General features: G+C 63.9%; 13 protein-coding genes. 8 read left to right on the top strand and 5 right to left on the bottom strand.

Features of this window, described 5'->3' with window-relative positions; all coding sequences use genetic code 11:
- Positions 1-72: 72 nt before the first annotated feature.
- Positions 73-1,278, bottom strand: a complete 1,206-nt coding sequence (locus NMG70_RS29230) for a multidrug effflux MFS transporter (RefSeq protein ID WP_254027691.1) — start codon at positions 1,276-1,278, stop codon at positions 73-75.
- 161 nt (positions 1,279-1,439) lie between these two features.
- Here NMG70_RS29230 and NMG70_RS29225 point away from each other — a divergent pair, with 161 nt between their 5' ends.
- The 4 genes from NMG70_RS29225 (at position 1,440) to NMG70_RS29210 (ending at position 3,293) form a co-directional block, all read left to right on the top strand.
- A complete protein-coding gene (locus tag NMG70_RS29225) occupies positions 1,440-2,129 on the top strand; it encodes a TetR/AcrR family transcriptional regulator (protein ID WP_254027690.1) in 690 nt (229 codons plus the stop codon).
- A 118-nt stretch (positions 2,130-2,247) separates the two neighbouring features.
- Positions 2,248-2,781, top strand: coding sequence for an SspB family protein (locus tag NMG70_RS29220; RefSeq protein WP_254021974.1), 534 nt, complete (start codon positions 2,248-2,250; stop codon positions 2,779-2,781).
- A gap of 18 nt (positions 2,782-2,799) precedes the next feature.
- The gene (locus NMG70_RS29215; RefSeq protein WP_254027689.1) at positions 2,800-3,045 is read left to right on the top strand and encodes a DUF4169 family protein; all 246 of its coding nucleotides are present in this window, start codon (positions 2,800-2,802) and stop codon (positions 3,043-3,045) included.
- Positions 3,046-3,065: 20 nt separating this feature from the next.
- The gene (locus NMG70_RS29210) at positions 3,066-3,293 is read left to right on the top strand and encodes a ribbon-helix-helix domain-containing protein (RefSeq protein ID WP_254027688.1); all 228 of its coding nucleotides are present in this window, start codon (positions 3,066-3,068) and stop codon (positions 3,291-3,293) included.
- Between the two features lie 133 nt (positions 3,294-3,426).
- Here the strand turns inward: NMG70_RS29210 and NMG70_RS29205 are convergent, their stop codons facing one another.
- Complete coding sequence (locus NMG70_RS29205; protein ID WP_254027687.1) at positions 3,427-7,401, bottom strand: AsmA family protein; 3,975 nt, start codon at positions 7,399-7,401, stop codon at positions 3,427-3,429.
- Positions 7,402-7,495: 94 nt separating this feature from the next.
- A complete protein-coding gene (locus NMG70_RS29200; protein ID WP_254027686.1) occupies positions 7,496-8,908 on the bottom strand; it encodes an FAD-binding oxidoreductase in 1,413 nt (470 codons plus the stop codon).
- Between the two features lie 194 nt (positions 8,909-9,102).
- Between NMG70_RS29200 and NMG70_RS29195 the strand changes: the two genes are divergently transcribed.
- Together NMG70_RS29195 and NMG70_RS29190 are read left to right on the top strand one after the other, a co-directional pair.
- Positions 9,103-9,588 (top strand): thioesterase family protein, encoded by a 486-nt coding sequence (locus tag NMG70_RS29195; RefSeq protein WP_254027685.1) that lies wholly within the window; start codon positions 9,103-9,105, stop codon positions 9,586-9,588.
- A 142-nt stretch (positions 9,589-9,730) separates the two neighbouring features.
- Positions 9,731-9,928 (top strand): hypothetical protein, encoded by a 198-nt coding sequence (locus tag NMG70_RS29190; RefSeq protein WP_077383251.1) that lies wholly within the window; start codon positions 9,731-9,733, stop codon positions 9,926-9,928.
- A 306-nt stretch (positions 9,929-10,234) separates the two neighbouring features.
- Here NMG70_RS29190 and NMG70_RS29185 read toward each other — a convergent pair whose 3' ends face one another.
- Positions 10,235-10,762, bottom strand: coding sequence for an Lrp/AsnC family transcriptional regulator (locus NMG70_RS29185; RefSeq protein WP_254027684.1), 528 nt, complete (start codon positions 10,760-10,762; stop codon positions 10,235-10,237).
- A 41-nt stretch (positions 10,763-10,803) separates the two neighbouring features.
- Here NMG70_RS29185 and NMG70_RS29180 point away from each other — a divergent pair, with 41 nt between their 5' ends.
- Positions 10,804-11,724, top strand: coding sequence for an EamA family transporter (locus NMG70_RS29180; RefSeq protein WP_254027683.1), 921 nt, complete (start codon positions 10,804-10,806; stop codon positions 11,722-11,724).
- Here NMG70_RS29180 and NMG70_RS29175 read toward each other — a convergent pair whose 3' ends face one another.
- Entirely contained in the window at positions 11,725-12,630 is a 906-nt protein-coding gene (locus tag NMG70_RS29175; RefSeq protein ID WP_254027682.1) for a dienelactone hydrolase family protein, read from the bottom strand.
- Between the two features lie 302 nt (positions 12,631-12,932).
- Here NMG70_RS29175 and NMG70_RS29170 point away from each other — a divergent pair, with 302 nt between their 5' ends.
- Positions 12,933-15,596, top strand: coding sequence for an ATP-dependent helicase (locus NMG70_RS29170; RefSeq protein WP_254027681.1), 2,664 nt, complete (start codon positions 12,933-12,935; stop codon positions 15,594-15,596).
- The last annotated feature ends 1 nt before the right edge of the window (position 15,597 follow it).

Raw genomic sequence — 15,597 nt, 5'->3', positions numbered from 1 at the left:
GCACCATGCCTGGCGCACGACGTGAAAAAGGCCGGGAACAACCCGGCCTTTCATGCTCTCGCTGGAAAAAATCTACTCTGCCGGCGCTTCGACAACTTCCCGCCCGCGGCCGAGCGTCACCTTGGCCAGCGTAAAGGAGATCACCGCGCAAAGCATGATGCCGGCCACCATAGGCAGCGGCGTGCCGTCGAAGAACACGCCGGCGATGCCCATGGCAACCGCGCCGATGGCGAAGTGCAGGGTGCCCATCAGTGCCGAGGCCGTGCCGGCGATCGCGCCATGCTCCTCCATGGCCAGCACCGAAGTCGTCGGAATCACCAGGCCGAGGAACCCGTAGCCGACGAACAGCAGCGCCGCCATGACGTCGAGCCGATCGACGCCGGACGCCATCACCGCGAACAGCACCACCATCGTCGTCGCATAGCCGACCACCGCGACCCGCACCACCGGCCTCAGCCCGAACCCTTCTGACAGCATTCCCGTCAGTTGCGACATGCCGATGAAGGCGACCGCGTTGATCGAGAAGAACACGCTGTAGACCGACGGCGACAGCCCGTAGTGATCTATCAGGATGAAGGAGGAGCTCGACAGATAGACGAAGAAGCTCGCCAGACCGAAGCCGCCGATGGCCGCCAGGCCAAGGAAGTTGCGGTCGCCCATCAGGAAGCGATAGGCCGACAGCGCGGTGCCGAACGAACTGCCTGCACGCGCCTCGACCGGTCGCGTCTCCTTGAGCGAGGTCGCCAGCAGGATGGTGGCGAGCACCGCCCCACCCGTCACCGTCCAAAACACGGCACGCCAGCCGAAATTCTCGATAATGACGCTACCGGTCAGCGGCGCCAGGATCGGCGACACCGAAAACACCAGCATCAAGAGCGACATCAGCTTGGCAGCTTCGGTGCCGGTGTGCAGGTCACGCACGATGGCGCGCGGCACCGCCATGCCTGCGCTGGCGCCGAGCCCTTGCAGGAAACGGAAGGCGATCAGCCACTCGATCGATGGCGCCAGCGCCGAGCCGATGCCGCCGACCATGAACAGGCCGAGGCCGCCATAGAGCGGCAGCTTGCGTCCGACCATGTCGGAGATTGGTCCGACGACGATCTGGCCAAACCCCATGGACAGAAAGAAGATCAGCAAGCTCATCTGCACGGCAGCGGTGCTTGCCTGCAGATCGGCGCCGATCGAAGGCAGCGCCGGAAGATACATGTCGATGGCGAACGGGCCGATGGCAGTCAACAGACCGAGCACGACCGCGATGCGGAGGAATTGGGGACTCATGATAGCAGGCTTCTCTCAAATCTGGTTTGCCGCCGACCGGCGGGTAATCCTAGGACGTTCCATCCCATGAAATTCCGATTTCCTGCGGGGGAAATCCTTTAAGATAGTCCACAAATTTAGACACTCTTGTCTAATTCGTCAATCACCTCTATATAGTTTTCATGAAGCACGACGTTTCTCCTGACACTATCCCGCCACGCGGCCATGAGGCAAAGCGCGCCTCCATCATGGACGCTGCCGGCGAGGTGTTCTGCCGTGAAAGCTTCGCCGGCGCCAATATCGACATGATTGCCGCCGAGGCCGGCGTTTCACGCCAGACGATCTACAACCACCATGGCGACAAGGAGAAACTCTTCGTCGCCATCGTCCGCGATCTCACCGAGCGCTGCAATGCCGGCATCTTCGCCACTATTTCAACCTTTCCCGACCAGCCGAAGGACCTTGAAGCCGATCTGATCGCCTTTGCCGTGCGTATGAACCGCAACTGTATCTGCAGCCGCGATGGAAAATTCCTGCGCAAGCTGATCCAGGCCGAGGGCGAGCGCTATCCCGAGCTGTTTGCCGAATGGCGTGAACAGGGACCGGGCAGGACATGGCCGGCGATCGCCGCCCGTTTCGCCCGCCTCGCCCATGCCGGTTTCCTCGACATCGAGGACCCCGATGTCGCTGCGCGCCAGTTCCAGGCCCTTGCCAATGCCGAATTGCAGACGACCTTCATGCTCGGCGGCACGCCGACCGATGATGAGGTGCTGCAATCCGCGACCCATGGCGTGCGCACCTTCCTGCGCGCCTTCGCCAAGCGGCAGCCGGCGGCCGATGCGCAAAAGCACAGCGCGCTCGCTGGCGCCTGAGCGATCAAATCTGAGGCATGCCCTCTCGCAACTGCGCTGCCGGCATCTATATCCGGTTTACGCCGCGCTCAAGCTTGATTACAGCTATGCGGACGATTCAACGGAACCCGACAGCGACATGGCCGACGACCACATTCGCTACGACATTCTGGCCCAGGAGGCATTGCGCGGCGTCATGCGCAAGGTCCTGGCCGAAGTCGCGCGCACCGGCCTCCCCGGCAACCATCATTTCTTCATCACTTTTCTGACCGGCGCCCCCGGCGTGCGCGTATCTTCCCGCTTGCGCGAGCGCTATCCCGAACAGATGACCATCGTCATCCAGTTCCAGTATTGGGACCTGAAGGTGACCGACACCGGCTTCGAGGTCGGGCTGTCTTTCTCCGACGTGCCGGAAAAGCTGGAAATCCCATTCTCGGCCGTGCGCGGCTTTTACGATCCGTCCGTCAATTTCGAACTCGAGTTCGACGTGAAGACGGAGACCTCGGCAGAGGGGGAATTGGCCGGCAAGCCCGCTTCCGAACCGCTGGCTGTCGTCGCCGAGAAAAAGCCCGAGAAGAAGAAGACTGCTGAGGCCGAAAAGAAGCCGGCCACGGCCGATGCCGCCGCCAAGGGCGCCGAAGTGGTGTCGCTCGACGCCTTCCGCAAGAAGTGATCCGACGGGCCGCGCGACATGGCCGACATCGTCAACCTCCGCCAGGTCCGCAAGCAGAGGGCACGAGCCGAGCAGGAGCGCCTGGCCGAACAGAACCGGACGCTGCACGGCCGCTCCAAGGCCGACCGGGAGCGTGACCGTTCGCTCGCCGGCAAGGCAGAAAAATTTGTCGCCGGCCATCGCCGCGAAGTTATGGGCGATCCGGATCCCCTGAGCATCGGACCGAAAAATGCGCCGCAGTTTCCGGATAAAACCGATGCTTGACGTGAAATGAGTCACGTCCGGTGAGCCCGGTCGAGAAACGCTCGGTGACCATTCGCGGCCATCGCACCAGCTATTCGCTCGAAAAGCCGTTTTTCGACGATCTCGTCGCCATCGCCGCCGCACGCAAACTGACTCTCGCCGCCCTCGTCGCCGAAATCGACGAGGCCCGGCCGCGCAATGCCAACCTGTCCTCGGCGCTCAGGCTCTACGTCCTGGATTGGGCGAAGCGAGGGATGAAACCGGTCTAATGCATGTCGCGCAAAAGCATGCCTCGGGCTTGAACCGAGGGTGCGTAGCGGTTTTGCGACAACGACATGCAAAAAAACAAGAACCTAAAGCGCGTCGCATGAATCGTTCGAACGCGACGCGCTTTAGGTAGAGCTATCCGCCGCCCAGCGACTTCAGCAGATTGTCGATCGACGAAGGTTCAAGCGTGGGTTCTGATGGCCGCGGGTTGTCATTGGCCGCCGGCTGACGCGCCCGCTCGATTTTCTGCGCCTGCTCAGCCGCAGCCCTGCGCTCGGCGTCGAGCCTTGCCTTTTGTTCCGCAGCGATCCGCCCCGCCTCTTCCATCCGCCTCGCCTCTTCCGCTTTCCGGCGTCGCTGTTCCTCGGCTTTCGCCGCCTCGTTTGCCGCTTGCTGCGCCGCCCTGGCTCTCGCTTCCGCATCCGCCTTAGCCTTGGCCTCGGCATCCGCCTTGGCTTTGGCCTCTGCTTCAGCCCTCGCCTCCGCATCTGCCTTGGCCCTCGCCTCCGCTTCAGCTTGAGCCTTTGCTTCGGCTTCAGCTTTCGCCCTGGCATCTGCCTCAGCTTTCAGCCGCGCGGCCTCCTGCTGCTTGCGCAATTCTTCGGCTGCCCTGTCGCGCTCGGCTTGCAGGGCCGCGTAGTAACGCACCTCACGCCGCAACCGCTGTCTTTCAAGCAACGCCGCCTGCATAGCCTCGACCCGCTGCTGCTCCTTTTCCAGCGCACGCTGGGTCAGGAACTGCGCTAACGGCTCACTGTCGAATTGCCGCTTCGCCGCGCCGAACGGCCCGTCGACGCTGAAATTCACGGTCGGATCGGAGCCGACCAGCGCTTCGTCGCCGGGCCGATAAGTGATCGAACCACTGGCAGCGACCATGCTCGCCTTCAGGTCCGCCGTGATGTCGGCGGACAGCGTCGCCGCCGGATTTTCAAGATTGACCGGCGGTGCCCTCAGCGTCCCACCGGCAATTGTGAAGGCGATGTCGGCATCCCCAGCCGGAAAACTGCCGTCCGCGGCGATCTGCGGCGCGAAGCCGGCGGTCTTGGCCGCATCGATATCGCGCCCAATGGCGTCTGCCTTGGCGATGAAGGCGCCAAAGGCGTCGGGATTGACGCCGGCAATGGTCAGGCCTTTCAGCGCCGCCGTGCCGGAACCGGACAGCGCCGCAACCATCGCATCGACCGATTTGCCGCTGGTCGAAAGCGCCGCCGAGAAATCGCCGCTTCCGCTGGTGCCGGTCTCTGGCAGCACGGTGGCCAGATCGGCGCCGACAAGTTTCAGCTGGCCGGAGAAAAGCCCGGTGCCGTCATTGTTCTTCAGCTCGAACAGCCCGGAAAGCGCGCCGCCGGCGAACTTTGCCTTGAGGTCCGAAACGCGGATGCCTTCCTGGTCGAGCTTCAGCGACAGCGCCGCGTCATAGGCCGTGGCAAGCGGGCCGACGAGCAGCGACGCCGTGGTCAGGTCGAGTTCAGCGGTGAACGGCAGGCTGGGCTTCTGGCTGAACGGGGCGGCCGGCCAAGCGTTGCCGGAGCCCAGGAAGGCCTGGTCGCCAAACAGCGCCACCGCCATCGGATCGAGATCCAGCTCATCGAGCGCCAACGCGCCGGCAAGATGCGGCAGCCCGTCTTTGACGTCGATATTGACGTCACCGGAAACCGCCGCCTCGTTGACGGCGCCGCTGAGACCGGACAGCACAAGAAGGCCGTTGCCGAAGTCGGCGTCGGCCGCAAGCCACGTCGACATGCCTGTCCGCAGGCCCGGCAGGCCGATGCCTGTCGTCATCAGCCACGGCTCGATGTCGGCGGCTTCCAGGCTGACCTTGCCCTTGGCGGTGGCGCCTTGTGGCGTGCTGGCGATCGTTCCGTCGAAACCGGCCTTGAAGTCGTCGCCGGTTAGGTTGAAGCTCGTCGTCATGCCGCCGCCAAGCGTGCCTTTCGCCGAAACGTCCGTGGTCGCCTCGCCAACCATGCCGAGCGGCAGCGCCGGCAGGCCGTAAAGCGCCAGAAGCGCGGTGGCGTCGGTATTCCTGGCGTTGAAGGTCACCGACACCGGCGCCTCGAGAAGCCGGTCGGCCAGTCCTTTGCCGGACAGCGATCCTGAAAACGCCGAGCCGCCTGCCCTGCCTTGCGCGCTGACCGCCAGTCCCGTCGTGCCGTCGCCATTGGCGGCGGCACTCGTCACCAGATCGATACGCGCATTCTGGAAAAGCTCGGGATAAGCGGCCACACGCCCCGCCAGCCCCTTTAGCACGGCATTGTCGGGATAGTGCTTCGCTGCGACATCGACCAACGGCTTGAGATCGACGGCAAACACCGAGGCATCGAGCTTGCCGGTCGGGCTCGCTGGGAAATCCTTGATCCGGCCGGTGGCGCTGATCGAGGCGCCGGCAAGCCCGCCAACCGAGAGCCGGTCGATTTCGAGCAGACCGTCGCGCAGCCTGAGCGCCGTATCGACCGTATCGGCGGTCAGTCCGCCGGCGCTGACCGGCCCGGCCTTGATCTGGAAATCGAGGTCGCGGTCGGAAAAACGGTTGGCGCCCTTGTCGCTGATGAAGATCGAGGCGAAGGCGGCGAGCCCGTCGACGTCGAGTTCACCGCCTTCGAGCCGCATCAGCACCGACGGCCTGGCATCGTCGCGTTGGCTGGAATCGATGCGGCCGGAAAATTTCGCCTTGCCGAGAACGAGCTCGAGGTCGCTGAAGGCCTGGCGGTTCCCGGTCAGGTCGACCTTGGCCTTGAAGCCGGCGGCCGGCAGCCGGCGGATCGCCTCGTCGACATCCTTCGACAGCCAGGCGGCGAAGCCGGAAGGCTGCCCCACGGCCAGAAGCAGCGAGCCGCTGAAGCCGAACTGATCCTCGACACTGAGCATACCGTTTGCTTCCAGCCTGGCGCGGCCCGGGAGCGTCGCGCCCAGCGACTTCACCGACCAGCCGGCATCGGCCGGCTCGGCGGAAAGGCGCACGTCACGAACCGTCGTGTCGCCGGCCACCACCGCCGGCAGCTTCACCTCGACGCTGCCCGGTATGGTCGGCTTGGGCAGGGCGAGCAGCGCCTGCTCCAGCGCCGCGACGCGCTCGGACAGCGTCAGTCCGGTCGCAGCGCCGACGGCTTCATCGAACTGCACCTGAGCGCCATCGGCCTCGATCGAAAAGCGAGGGTTCGGCCCAAGGTCGACGGCAGCCTTGCCGTCGGCGGTGTAGGGATTGTCGAGTGGCCCGGTCTCGAAGCGGAACTCGTCGACATCAAGCTTCCGGTGGTCGAGCGAGAACTTGCCGTTCAGCCTGAACCCGGGCTCCGGCTTGCCGGCGCTGGCCCTCATCATCTCGCCGTCGGTGCCGTTAAGCTGCGCCAAACGCTTGTCGGCGCCATTCTTGTCAGAACTTGTGAGCTTGAACTGGCCCGAATAGATCGCGGCCCCGTCGACAATGCCGGCATTGCCATCCGCTTCGATGACCAGCGGATAGGCGTCTGGATCGGCCTTGAGCCTGAGCCGCATCTGTCCGTCGCCACCAGCCTTGCCGGTGGAGACGATGATCGAGCTGCGCAGGCCGTCGAGCCGCAGCGAACCATCCATCCGCCAGGGTCCGGCCAGCGATCTGGCAGAGATTGTCGAATTGATCTCGGAAAGAAGATGGCTGCGGCCGCCGGCGGCATGGCGCAGCGCGATCTCTCCGTCGGTCACCGTCAGCTTCTCGATCGAGATCTGGCTGGGATCGAAGGGCGAGGACGGGCGTATCGCCCAGTCGACCGTGCCGTCGGCGGCAATGTCGATCGTCGCCTTCGGCCGCACCAGCCGCATGTCGAAGATCAGCACCTCGCCGCTCAGGAAAGGCGCCAGTTCGGCGTCCATCGAAAAGGTCTCGACGGTCATTGCCGGCTGGCCGCCGCGACCGCCGGCGACAGTGACATTCGAGAAGGTCACCGAGGGAAACGGCAGCAGTTTCGCCGTTGCAGCGCCCTGAACGGTGACCTTGCGGCCCAGAATGGCGCTCGCCTCGCGCTCGAAATCGGCACGGTAGCTCGTCCAGTCGATAAAATACGGCACCACCAGCGCCGCACACAGCACCAGCACGAAAAAGCCACCGAAGATCACGAACAAGCGTGCGAGCATCAACTCCCAAGCAGTTGATTGAAAATCAGCCGCACTTTATCCGCATCCACGTGTCTATAAAGAGGCAAATCGATCGCCCCAAGAGCAAAAGGCTCTAGTCGGCGGGCAATATCTTCCCAGGGTTCATGATATCAAGCGGATCGAGCGCCCGCTTGATCGTGCGCATGATGTCGACGCTGTGGCCGAGTTCATGGCGCAGGAAGCCGATCTTGCCTTGTCCGATGCCGTGCTCGCCGGTGCAGGTTCCATCCATGCCGATCGCCCGCATGTTCAGCCGCGCGACAAACCCTTCCGTTGCGGCGATTTCCTTCGGATCGTCCACGTCCATCAGCACCAGCACATGGAAATTGCCGTCACCGGCGTGGCCGACGATCGGCGCGATCAGTCCCATCTCGGCGATGTCGGCCTCGGTTTGCGTGACGCATTCGGCAAAGCGCGAGATCGGCACGCAGACGTCGGTCGACAGCCCTTTGGCGCCCGGCCTGAGCGTCAGCGACGACCAATAGGCGTCGTGCCTGGCCTTCCACAGCTTCGTCCGTTCCTCGGCGACGCTGGTCCACAGGAATGGTCCGCCGCCATATTCTTCGGCGATCGTACCGAAGGTTTCGGCCTGCTCGGCAACGCCGGCGTCGCTGCCATGGAATTCGACGAATAGGCACGGGCTCTCCGGGTAATCGAGTTTCGAATAGCTCTTCATAGCCCGCATCTGCAGCGCATTGACCAGCTCGATGCGCGCCACCGGAATGCCCATCTGGACTGTCGCGATCACCGCGTTGCAGGCCGCCTCGACGCTTGGAAACGGGCAGACGCCGCCGGAAATCGCCTGCGGAATGCCCTGCAGCTTGAGCGTCAGCTCGGTGATGATGCCGAGCGTGCCTTCGGAGCCGATCAGGAGCCGCGTCAGATCGTAGCCGGCCGAGCTCTTTTTTGCGCGCTTGCCGGTCGTCACCGTCTCGCCGTCGGCCATTACTGCCGTCAGCGACAACACATTCTCGCGCATCGTGCCGTAGCGCACCGCATTGGTGCCGGACGCCCGCGTCGCCGCCATGCCGCCGAGCGATGCATTGGCGCCCGGATCGATCGGAAAGAACAGGCCGGTGTCGCGCAGGTGCCGGTTGAGATCTTCGCGCGTCACACCGGGCTCGACCGTGCAGTCGAGATCCTGCGGGTTGACCGCGAGGATGCGGTTCATGCGCGACGTATCGACAGAAATGCCGCCGCCCGGCGCGTTGGTATGGCCCTCCAGCGAGGAGCCGACGCCGAAGGCGATCACCGGCACGCGGTGCGCGGCGCAGGCCGACACGATCTCCTGCACCTCCGCCGTCGTCTCCGGAAATGCCACGCCGTCCGGCGCCTGGGTCGGAATGTAGGTGGTGGTATGCGCGTGCTGGGTGCGGATCGCCTGCCCGGTCTGGAACCGCTCGCCGAGCCGCTGCTTGAGGATGCCGAGCACCGCGGCGATGCCTTCTTCGTTGCGCTCGACCGGATTGAGGTCGCTCAGAGCCATCGTTTCCTCCGCGAATGGACAAGTGTCCACCCTTGTTATGGACTTATGGATGCCTATCGCATCGGCCCGAAAATCGAAATCGATTTTCGGAAGGCACGATGCGAAGATTCAACGTGCTAGAGCGTACTTTGTGCGTCCAATTGGACGCACGTCGCTCTAGTCTCACGTCCTGTCCAGCGAGAAGGAAGTTTTCGATGTCCATCCCCGCCCCCTTCGTCTCTCCTGCCATGGCCATCGAAAAAGACTGGATCGACTATAACGGCCATCTCAACATGGCCTATTACAACGTGCTGTTCGACCGCTGCTCCGACGAAGCGTTCGAACTAATGGGGATGGGGCCGGATTACGTGCAGCAGCGGCGGCTGACCATCTACACGGCGGAAGTCCATGTCTGCTATGTCAGGGAGTTGCATCTCGACCACAAGGTCGACGTCTCGTTCCAACTCCTCGACAATGACGACAAGCGGCTGAGAGCCTACCAGGAAATCCGCCATATCGACGGCTGGCTCGCCGCCACGTCCGAATCATTGTCGCTGCATGTCGACATGTCCGGACCGAAGGTGGCGCCGTTCCCGGCCGATGTCCTGGCCAAGGTCGAAGTCATGCGCGCCGCCCACGCGGCGCTGCCGATGCCCGAGCGCGCCGGCCGTTCGATCGGTATTCGTCGCAAGAACGCGTGAACCGCAGTCAGACCGCCGTTAACCTTACCAGGATTTTAACGTGAACAGCCGAATTGAGGCATTGAACGACTCAGCGCGGCGTTCGAGAATCGTCCGCATTGCGATACGGGCGGCGGGGGCTGAAGCGGTTCGGGGAACGTGCATGAAAACCGATATCAAGGTCGAGGCGGACAGGCTGGCGGCCGACCCACGCATCAGCGACTATGATTTCTGGCGATCGCTGAAGAACCTCAACAACGAAATTTTTACCATCGCCAACAACAACGAGCCGATCCCTTTCGCCATGATCCGCTGGCGCGCCATCCTGAAGCAAGCGCGGATGAAGCGCGGCCATGCCTGATCGGGGCGGGAAGATGCCTGCCCCGCTTGCCTTCCAGCATCGATCATTGGCGAAAGCCGAAGCGAAATCCAATCTCCCCCCTTGCGGGGGAGATGTCCGGCAGGACAGAGGGAAGGATCGCCAACTTCGACTTACCCTTCCAACCGAGAACCTGCCTGAGGGCTTGGCTCCGATAAGTTGACAGGTCGGAGGGACAGCACCGCCTCTACCCTGCCGGGCATCTCCTCCGCAAGGGTCCCGCAAGGGGGGAGATTGGCAGCTTCGCCAATGGTGCCTTGCTGACAGATGCTCACTCGCCCCTAAGCATCACGGCGGCCGCTTCACTGCCGCCAGCGGCGAACGCGCCACCACCGGTGACGACTGGATGATCGCGGTGTTGGTCATCGCAAACGGAATGATGCGGTCGATCACCCGTTCGAGTTCGGCCACCGAGCCGACATGCGCCAGCGCGATGAAACAGTCCTCGCCGGTCACCCGATCGCACTGGGCGATTTCCGGCAAGTCGCGGATGATCTCGGCGACCACGGCCAACTGCCCGGGCACCGGCCTGATTCGCAGCCATGCCGACAGCTTCATGCCGAGCGCGGCCGGGTTGATCCGCACCGTGTAGGCCTCGATCACGCCGCTCTCCTGCAGCCGCTTGATGCGTTCGGCCACGCTCGGCGCCGACAGGCCGACCGAGCGCGCCAGTTCGGCGATGCTGGTGCGCGCATCTTTTTCCAGCAGGCGCAGGATCTTCAGGTCAGCCGCATCCAGGTCGGCATTTTCGTTTCGAAGGCGTTTCAGGGAAAACTCCTTGGCCTTGGAAAATCGACGGTCCCTTTGGCTGAACATTATCCATATAAACCGGAACGATCGCCTGCGATACTGATCGCATGGAAAATCCCGCACAAGCCCCTGCTGCACCTGCCCCTGCTGCACTCCCTGCCCCCGCCGGCCCTGTCTTTGGCAGGCTGGCGACATCGCTGCCGCCGCATGTCTGGTTCGGCGTCAGCGCCGTGTTCCATTATCTCGGGCCGGCATTCGCCGTGCTGCTTTTCCCGCATGTCGGCGTGCTCGGCATGGCCTGGCTGCGCATCGTCACGGCCGCCCTGGTCTTCGCGCCGCTGACCCGGCCCTGGACGGTCGTCACCCGCGCCGACCGGCCGACACGGCTGCTGCTTCTCGCTTTTGGCGCTTGCCTCGGCGTGATGAATTGCGCCTTCTACCTGGCGCTCGAGCGCTTGCCGATCTCGCTGGTCGCGGCGATCGAATTCGTCGGCACCATCGGCGTCGCGCTGGTCGGCGTCAGAAGCCCGCGCAATCTCGCCGCCCTTGCCGTTGCCGTCATCGGCACCTTGCTGCTGATCGACGTCAAATGGTCAAGCGACCCGATCGGCCTGTTCTGGGCTTTTCTCAACGGCGCGCTGTTCGTCGGCTACATCTTGCTTGGCCATCGCGTTGCCCGCGCCGGCGCTGGCGACGGCATCGCCGGCCTGGGTGCCGCCATGGCGGTCGCCTGCCTCATCGTGCTGCCGATCGGCTTCACCGAAGCGCTGCCGGCCTTCTCGGCGCCGCCACTGCTCATCGCCGCCATCGGCGTCGGCATCTGCTCCTCGGTCATCCCCTATATCTGCGACCAGCTTGCCATGTCGCGGCTGCCGCGATCGAGCTTCGCGCTGATGCTGTCGTTGCTGCCGGTCACCGCCACGCTGATCGGCGTCATTGTGCTCCGCCAGATACCCAGCCCTATCGATTGCATCGGCATCGCGCTGGTGGTGGCCGGCGTCGCTTTCCACAAACCGGCAAATGCCTGATCAGGCAAGCTTCTCCTTGAGAAAGGCGATCGTCCGGCCCCAGGCGAGGTCGGCCGCGTTCTTGTCGTAGCGGGCCGCTGACGTGTCATTGTTGAAGGCATGATTGGCACCTTCATAGACATAGAGCGTGTACTCGACCTCGGCCGCATCGAGCTCCTTCCTAAAGGCGTCGATGCCGGCATTGATGCGGGTGTCGAGCCCGGCATAATGCAGCAGCAGCGCCGCCTTGATCTTCGGCACATCCTCGGCCTTCGGCTGCATGCCGTAGTAAGCGACGGCGGCAGCCAGATCCGGCGCATTGACCGCCAGCATGTTTACCGTGCCGCCGCCCCAGCAGAAGCCGACCGCGCCGACCTTGCCGTTGCCATCCTCGCGGCCCCTGAGGAAAGCCACCGTTGCGACCGCATTGGCGACGGTCTGCGCCGCATCGAGTTTGGAAAACTGGTCACGCGCCTTGTCTTCGTCGGCCGGCGTGCCGCCCAGGGGTGACAGGAAGTCCGGGGCAAGCGCCACAAATCCTTCCAGCGCCACGCGCCGCGCCACATCGCGTATATGCGGGTTGAGCCCCCTGTTCTCGTGCACGACGATGACGGTGCCGAGCTTACCGGACTGGCTGGCTGGCTTGACCAGATAGCCCTTCATCTCGCCACCGCTGCCGGGATGGCTGATGTCCTCGCCCGTCACGCGTGAATCGTCCTCGGCAATAATCGCCGCCCGGGCTGAATTCGCCGCCAGCAGCGGTGCGATTGCTGCGGCAGCGGCACCTGATCCGGCAAGCCTGGTCAACTGTTCCATGAAGCGCCGCCGGTCGAGCGTCAGATGCGTGTATTCGTCATAGGCGTCGATCATCGCCTGGGTAATGGCGGGTCTCTTCACGGCTGGGCTGGCAGGGCTCGGTTTTGTCATTGCGCTCTCCTCGGCTTCGGGAACATGTCCGCCGCGCAAGATAGGGTAGCAGCCCGCACGGTCCAGTCACGGATGAGTGAGGCGCTGCTGACACAAGTGCAGGTCCGCCAGACCGGCGGCTGGTCCAGGATGACACCGTTCGAACTGGTGCGCTGTCCCACTTTCTCCGACCCGCCGTGCCTGTCGAGCAGGCCGGCGCTATGGCTGGCGTGCCATCGGATTTGTAACTCCCCCCGGCTGGACAGAGAACAAAACGGAGACACTTCTGGCCTTTCGCTGCCGAATCACTACATTCGGGGGAGATGTCCGGCTTTTCGGAAGATATGCCTTTTTTTGACGAACCGAACGCGCGGCCCGTGGCCCCGTCGGGCATTGCTGCGCGCGCTATGGCTGCCCGCAGCGGCCATACCAATGCGCCCGATTATCTGAACGGGCTCAACCCCGAGCAGCGGCTGGCGGTGGAAACCACCGAAGGTCCGGTTCTGGTGCTGGCCGGCGCCGGCACCGGCAAGACGCGCGTCTTGACTACCCGCATCGCTCACATCCTCGCCACCGGCAAGGCCTTCCCGTCGCAGATCCTCGCCGTCACCTTCACCAACAAGGCGGCGCGCGAAATGAAGCAGCGCATCGGCCTGCTGATCGGCGAAGGCAATGTCGAAGGCATGCCGTGGCTCGGCACCTTCCACTCGATTGGCGTGAAGCTGCTGCGCCGCCACGCCGAGCTTGCCGGGCTCAAATCCGACTTCACCATTCTCGACACCGACGACGTCGTGCGCCTCATCAAGCAGCTCATCCAGGCCGAAGGGCTGGACGACAAACGCTGGCCGGCCAAGCAGTTCGCCCAGATGATCGACGGCTGGAAGAACAAGGGGCTTGGCCCCGCCGAGATTGCCGAGGGCGACGCCCGCGCCTTCGCCAACGGCAAGGGCCGTGAGCTCTACAAGGCCTATCAGGAGCGGCTGAAGACGCTGAACGCCTGCGACTTTGGCGATCTTCTGTGCCACCCGATCCGCATCTTCCGTGCCAATCCGGACGTGCTGAAGGAATACCACAAGCGCTTCAAATACATTCTCGTCGACGAGTACCAGGACACCAACACCGCCCAATACATGTGGCTGCGCCTGCTGGCGCAGCGGCCGGATGCCGGACGCGCTTCAACATCAACGGATTTGCGTTCGGCCGAAGGCCGCAAGCCCGACCGGGCGCCGGCCGGCCAGGCCGCCCCCGCGGAGGCCAGCGAGCGAAGCTCGCGCGCGGCCGTGAGCGAAAGCAAAGTCAACATCTGCTGCGTCGGCGACGACGACCAGTCCATCTATGGCTGGCGCGGGGCCGAGGTCGACAACATCCTGCGCTTCGACAAGGATTTCCCCGGCGCCACGATCATCCGGCTGGAGCGCAACTACCGCTCCACCGCGCACATCCTCGGCACCGCCTCCCACCTCATCGCCCACAATGAAAGCCGCTTCGGCAAGACGCTGTTCACCGAAAAGGTTGCCGAGGATGACGAGAAGGTGCATGTCCATGCCGCCTGGGATTCCGAGGAAGAGGCCCGCGCCGTCGGCGAAACCATTGAAGCCTACCAGCGGCAGAAGCACAATCTCAACGATATGGCCATTCTTGTCCGCGCGTCCTTCCAAATGCGCGAGTTCGAGGATCGCTTCGTCACCCTCGGCCTCAACTACCGCGTCATCGGCGGCCCCCGCTTTTACGAGCGCCTCGAAATCCGCGACGCCCTGGCCTTCTTCCGCGTCGTCGCGCAAGGGGCAGACGACCTCGCCTTCGAGCGCATCGTCAACGTGCCGAAGCGCGGGCTCGGCGAAGCCACCATCCGCCAGATCCACGACACCGCCAGGGCGCTGCGCATCCCGATGCTGGAGGCTGCGGAAAAACTCGCTGAGAGCGACGAGCTGAAGCCAAAGCCGCGCGCAGCGCTGCGTGAAGTCGCCGCCAATTTCGAGCGCTGGCAGAAGGCGCTGGAGACCACGCCGCACACAGAGCTGGCCGAGACCATCCTGGAGGAGAGCGGCTATACCGACATGTGGAAGAACGACCGCTCGGTGGAAGCTCCGGGCCGGCTGGAAAACCTTAAAGAACTGATCCGCTCCATGGAGGAGTACGAATCGCTGCGCTCCTTCCTCGAACATGTGGCGCTGGTGATGGACGCCGAGCAGAACGCCGAGCTCGACGCCGTCAACATCATGACGCTGCATTCGGCCAAGGGCCTCGAATTCGAGACCGTCTTTCTGCCTGGCTGGGAGGAAGGACTGTTCCCGCATCAGCGCGCGCTCGACGAGGGCGGCCGCTCCGGGCTGGAGGAAGAGCGGCGGCTGGCCTATGTCGGCCTGACCCGCGCCAAGAAGAACCTGCATTTGTGGTTCGTCTCCAACCGCCGCATCCACGGCCTGTGGCAATCGACGATCCCGTCGCGCTTCCTCGATGAATTGCCGGAAGCCCATGTCGAAATCGCCGAGAGCGGCAACTCCTACGGCGGTTACGGCAATGCCTATGGCGGCGGCTCCTTTGCCTCCGGGCGGGGCGGCCAAGGGGCAGGACGGCAGAACCCTTATGGCGCTTCGCGCTTCGACAATGTCGGCGCAGAAAAATCCGGCGCCTTCTCCAGCACCTATGCAACGCCGGGCTGGCAGCGCGCGCAACAGAACCGCACCGAGGCGACCGACCGCAACTGGGGCTCGCGTTCCGGCCACCAGGTCGAGCGCATCGGCTATGGCGAAACCGACAGTGGCTATGGCGCCGGCCGCACCTCGATCAAGGGCCGCACCATCGACGGCGAGCTGGTCGCCAAGTCCGTGGCCGACACGCCATCCCGCTTCAGCGTCGGCGACCGCGTCTTCCACCAGAAATTCGGCAACGGCAACATTGCCGCCATCGACGGCAACAAGCTGACCATCGATTTCGACAAGGCCGGCCAGAAACGCGTGCTGGACGGGTTCGTCACCGGGGTGTGAG

Source organism: Mesorhizobium ventifaucium (assembly GCF_935822925.1).
Lineage (GTDB): Bacteria > Pseudomonadota > Alphaproteobacteria > Rhizobiales > Rhizobiaceae > Mesorhizobium > Mesorhizobium ventifaucium.
Note: the sequence above shows the minus strand (reverse complement) of the source record. Positions and strands in the feature narration are given on the sequence as shown.

What these genes read in the sequence shown, in the direction of transcription:
- NMG70_RS29200 (WP_254027686.1), bottom strand. Translation starts at nt 8,908, where the DNA reads ATGGCTCTGAGCGACCTCAATCCGGTCGAGCGCAACGAAGAAGGCATC.
- NMG70_RS29175 (WP_254027682.1), bottom strand. Translation starts at nt 12,630, where the DNA reads ATGACAAAACCGAGCCCTGCCAGCCCAGCCGTGAAGAGACCCGCCATT.
- NMG70_RS29230 (WP_254027691.1), bottom strand. Translation starts at nt 1,278, where the DNA reads ATGAGTCCCCAATTCCTCCGCATCGCGGTCGTGCTCGGTCTGTTGACT.
- NMG70_RS29220 (WP_254021974.1), top strand. Translation starts at nt 2,248, where the DNA reads ATGGCCGACGACCACATTCGCTACGACATTCTGGCCCAGGAGGCATTG.
- NMG70_RS29225 (WP_254027690.1), top strand. Translation starts at nt 1,440, where the DNA reads ATGAAGCACGACGTTTCTCCTGACACTATCCCGCCACGCGGCCATGAG.
- NMG70_RS29195 (WP_254027685.1), top strand. Translation starts at nt 9,103, where the DNA reads ATGTCCATCCCCGCCCCCTTCGTCTCTCCTGCCATGGCCATCGAAAAA.
- NMG70_RS29190 (WP_077383251.1), top strand. Translation starts at nt 9,731, where the DNA reads ATGAAAACCGATATCAAGGTCGAGGCGGACAGGCTGGCGGCCGACCCA.
- NMG70_RS29170 (WP_254027681.1), top strand. Translation starts at nt 12,933, where the DNA reads ATGTCCGGCTTTTCGGAAGATATGCCTTTTTTTGACGAACCGAACGCG.
- NMG70_RS29185 (WP_254027684.1), bottom strand. Translation starts at nt 10,762, where the DNA reads ATGTTCAGCCAAAGGGACCGTCGATTTTCCAAGGCCAAGGAGTTTTCC.
- NMG70_RS29205 (WP_254027687.1), bottom strand. Translation starts at nt 7,401, where the DNA reads ATGCTCGCACGCTTGTTCGTGATCTTCGGTGGCTTTTTCGTGCTGGTG.
- NMG70_RS29180 (WP_254027683.1), top strand. Translation starts at nt 10,804, where the DNA reads ATGGAAAATCCCGCACAAGCCCCTGCTGCACCTGCCCCTGCTGCACTC.
- NMG70_RS29215 (WP_254027689.1), top strand. Translation starts at nt 2,800, where the DNA reads ATGGCCGACATCGTCAACCTCCGCCAGGTCCGCAAGCAGAGGGCACGA.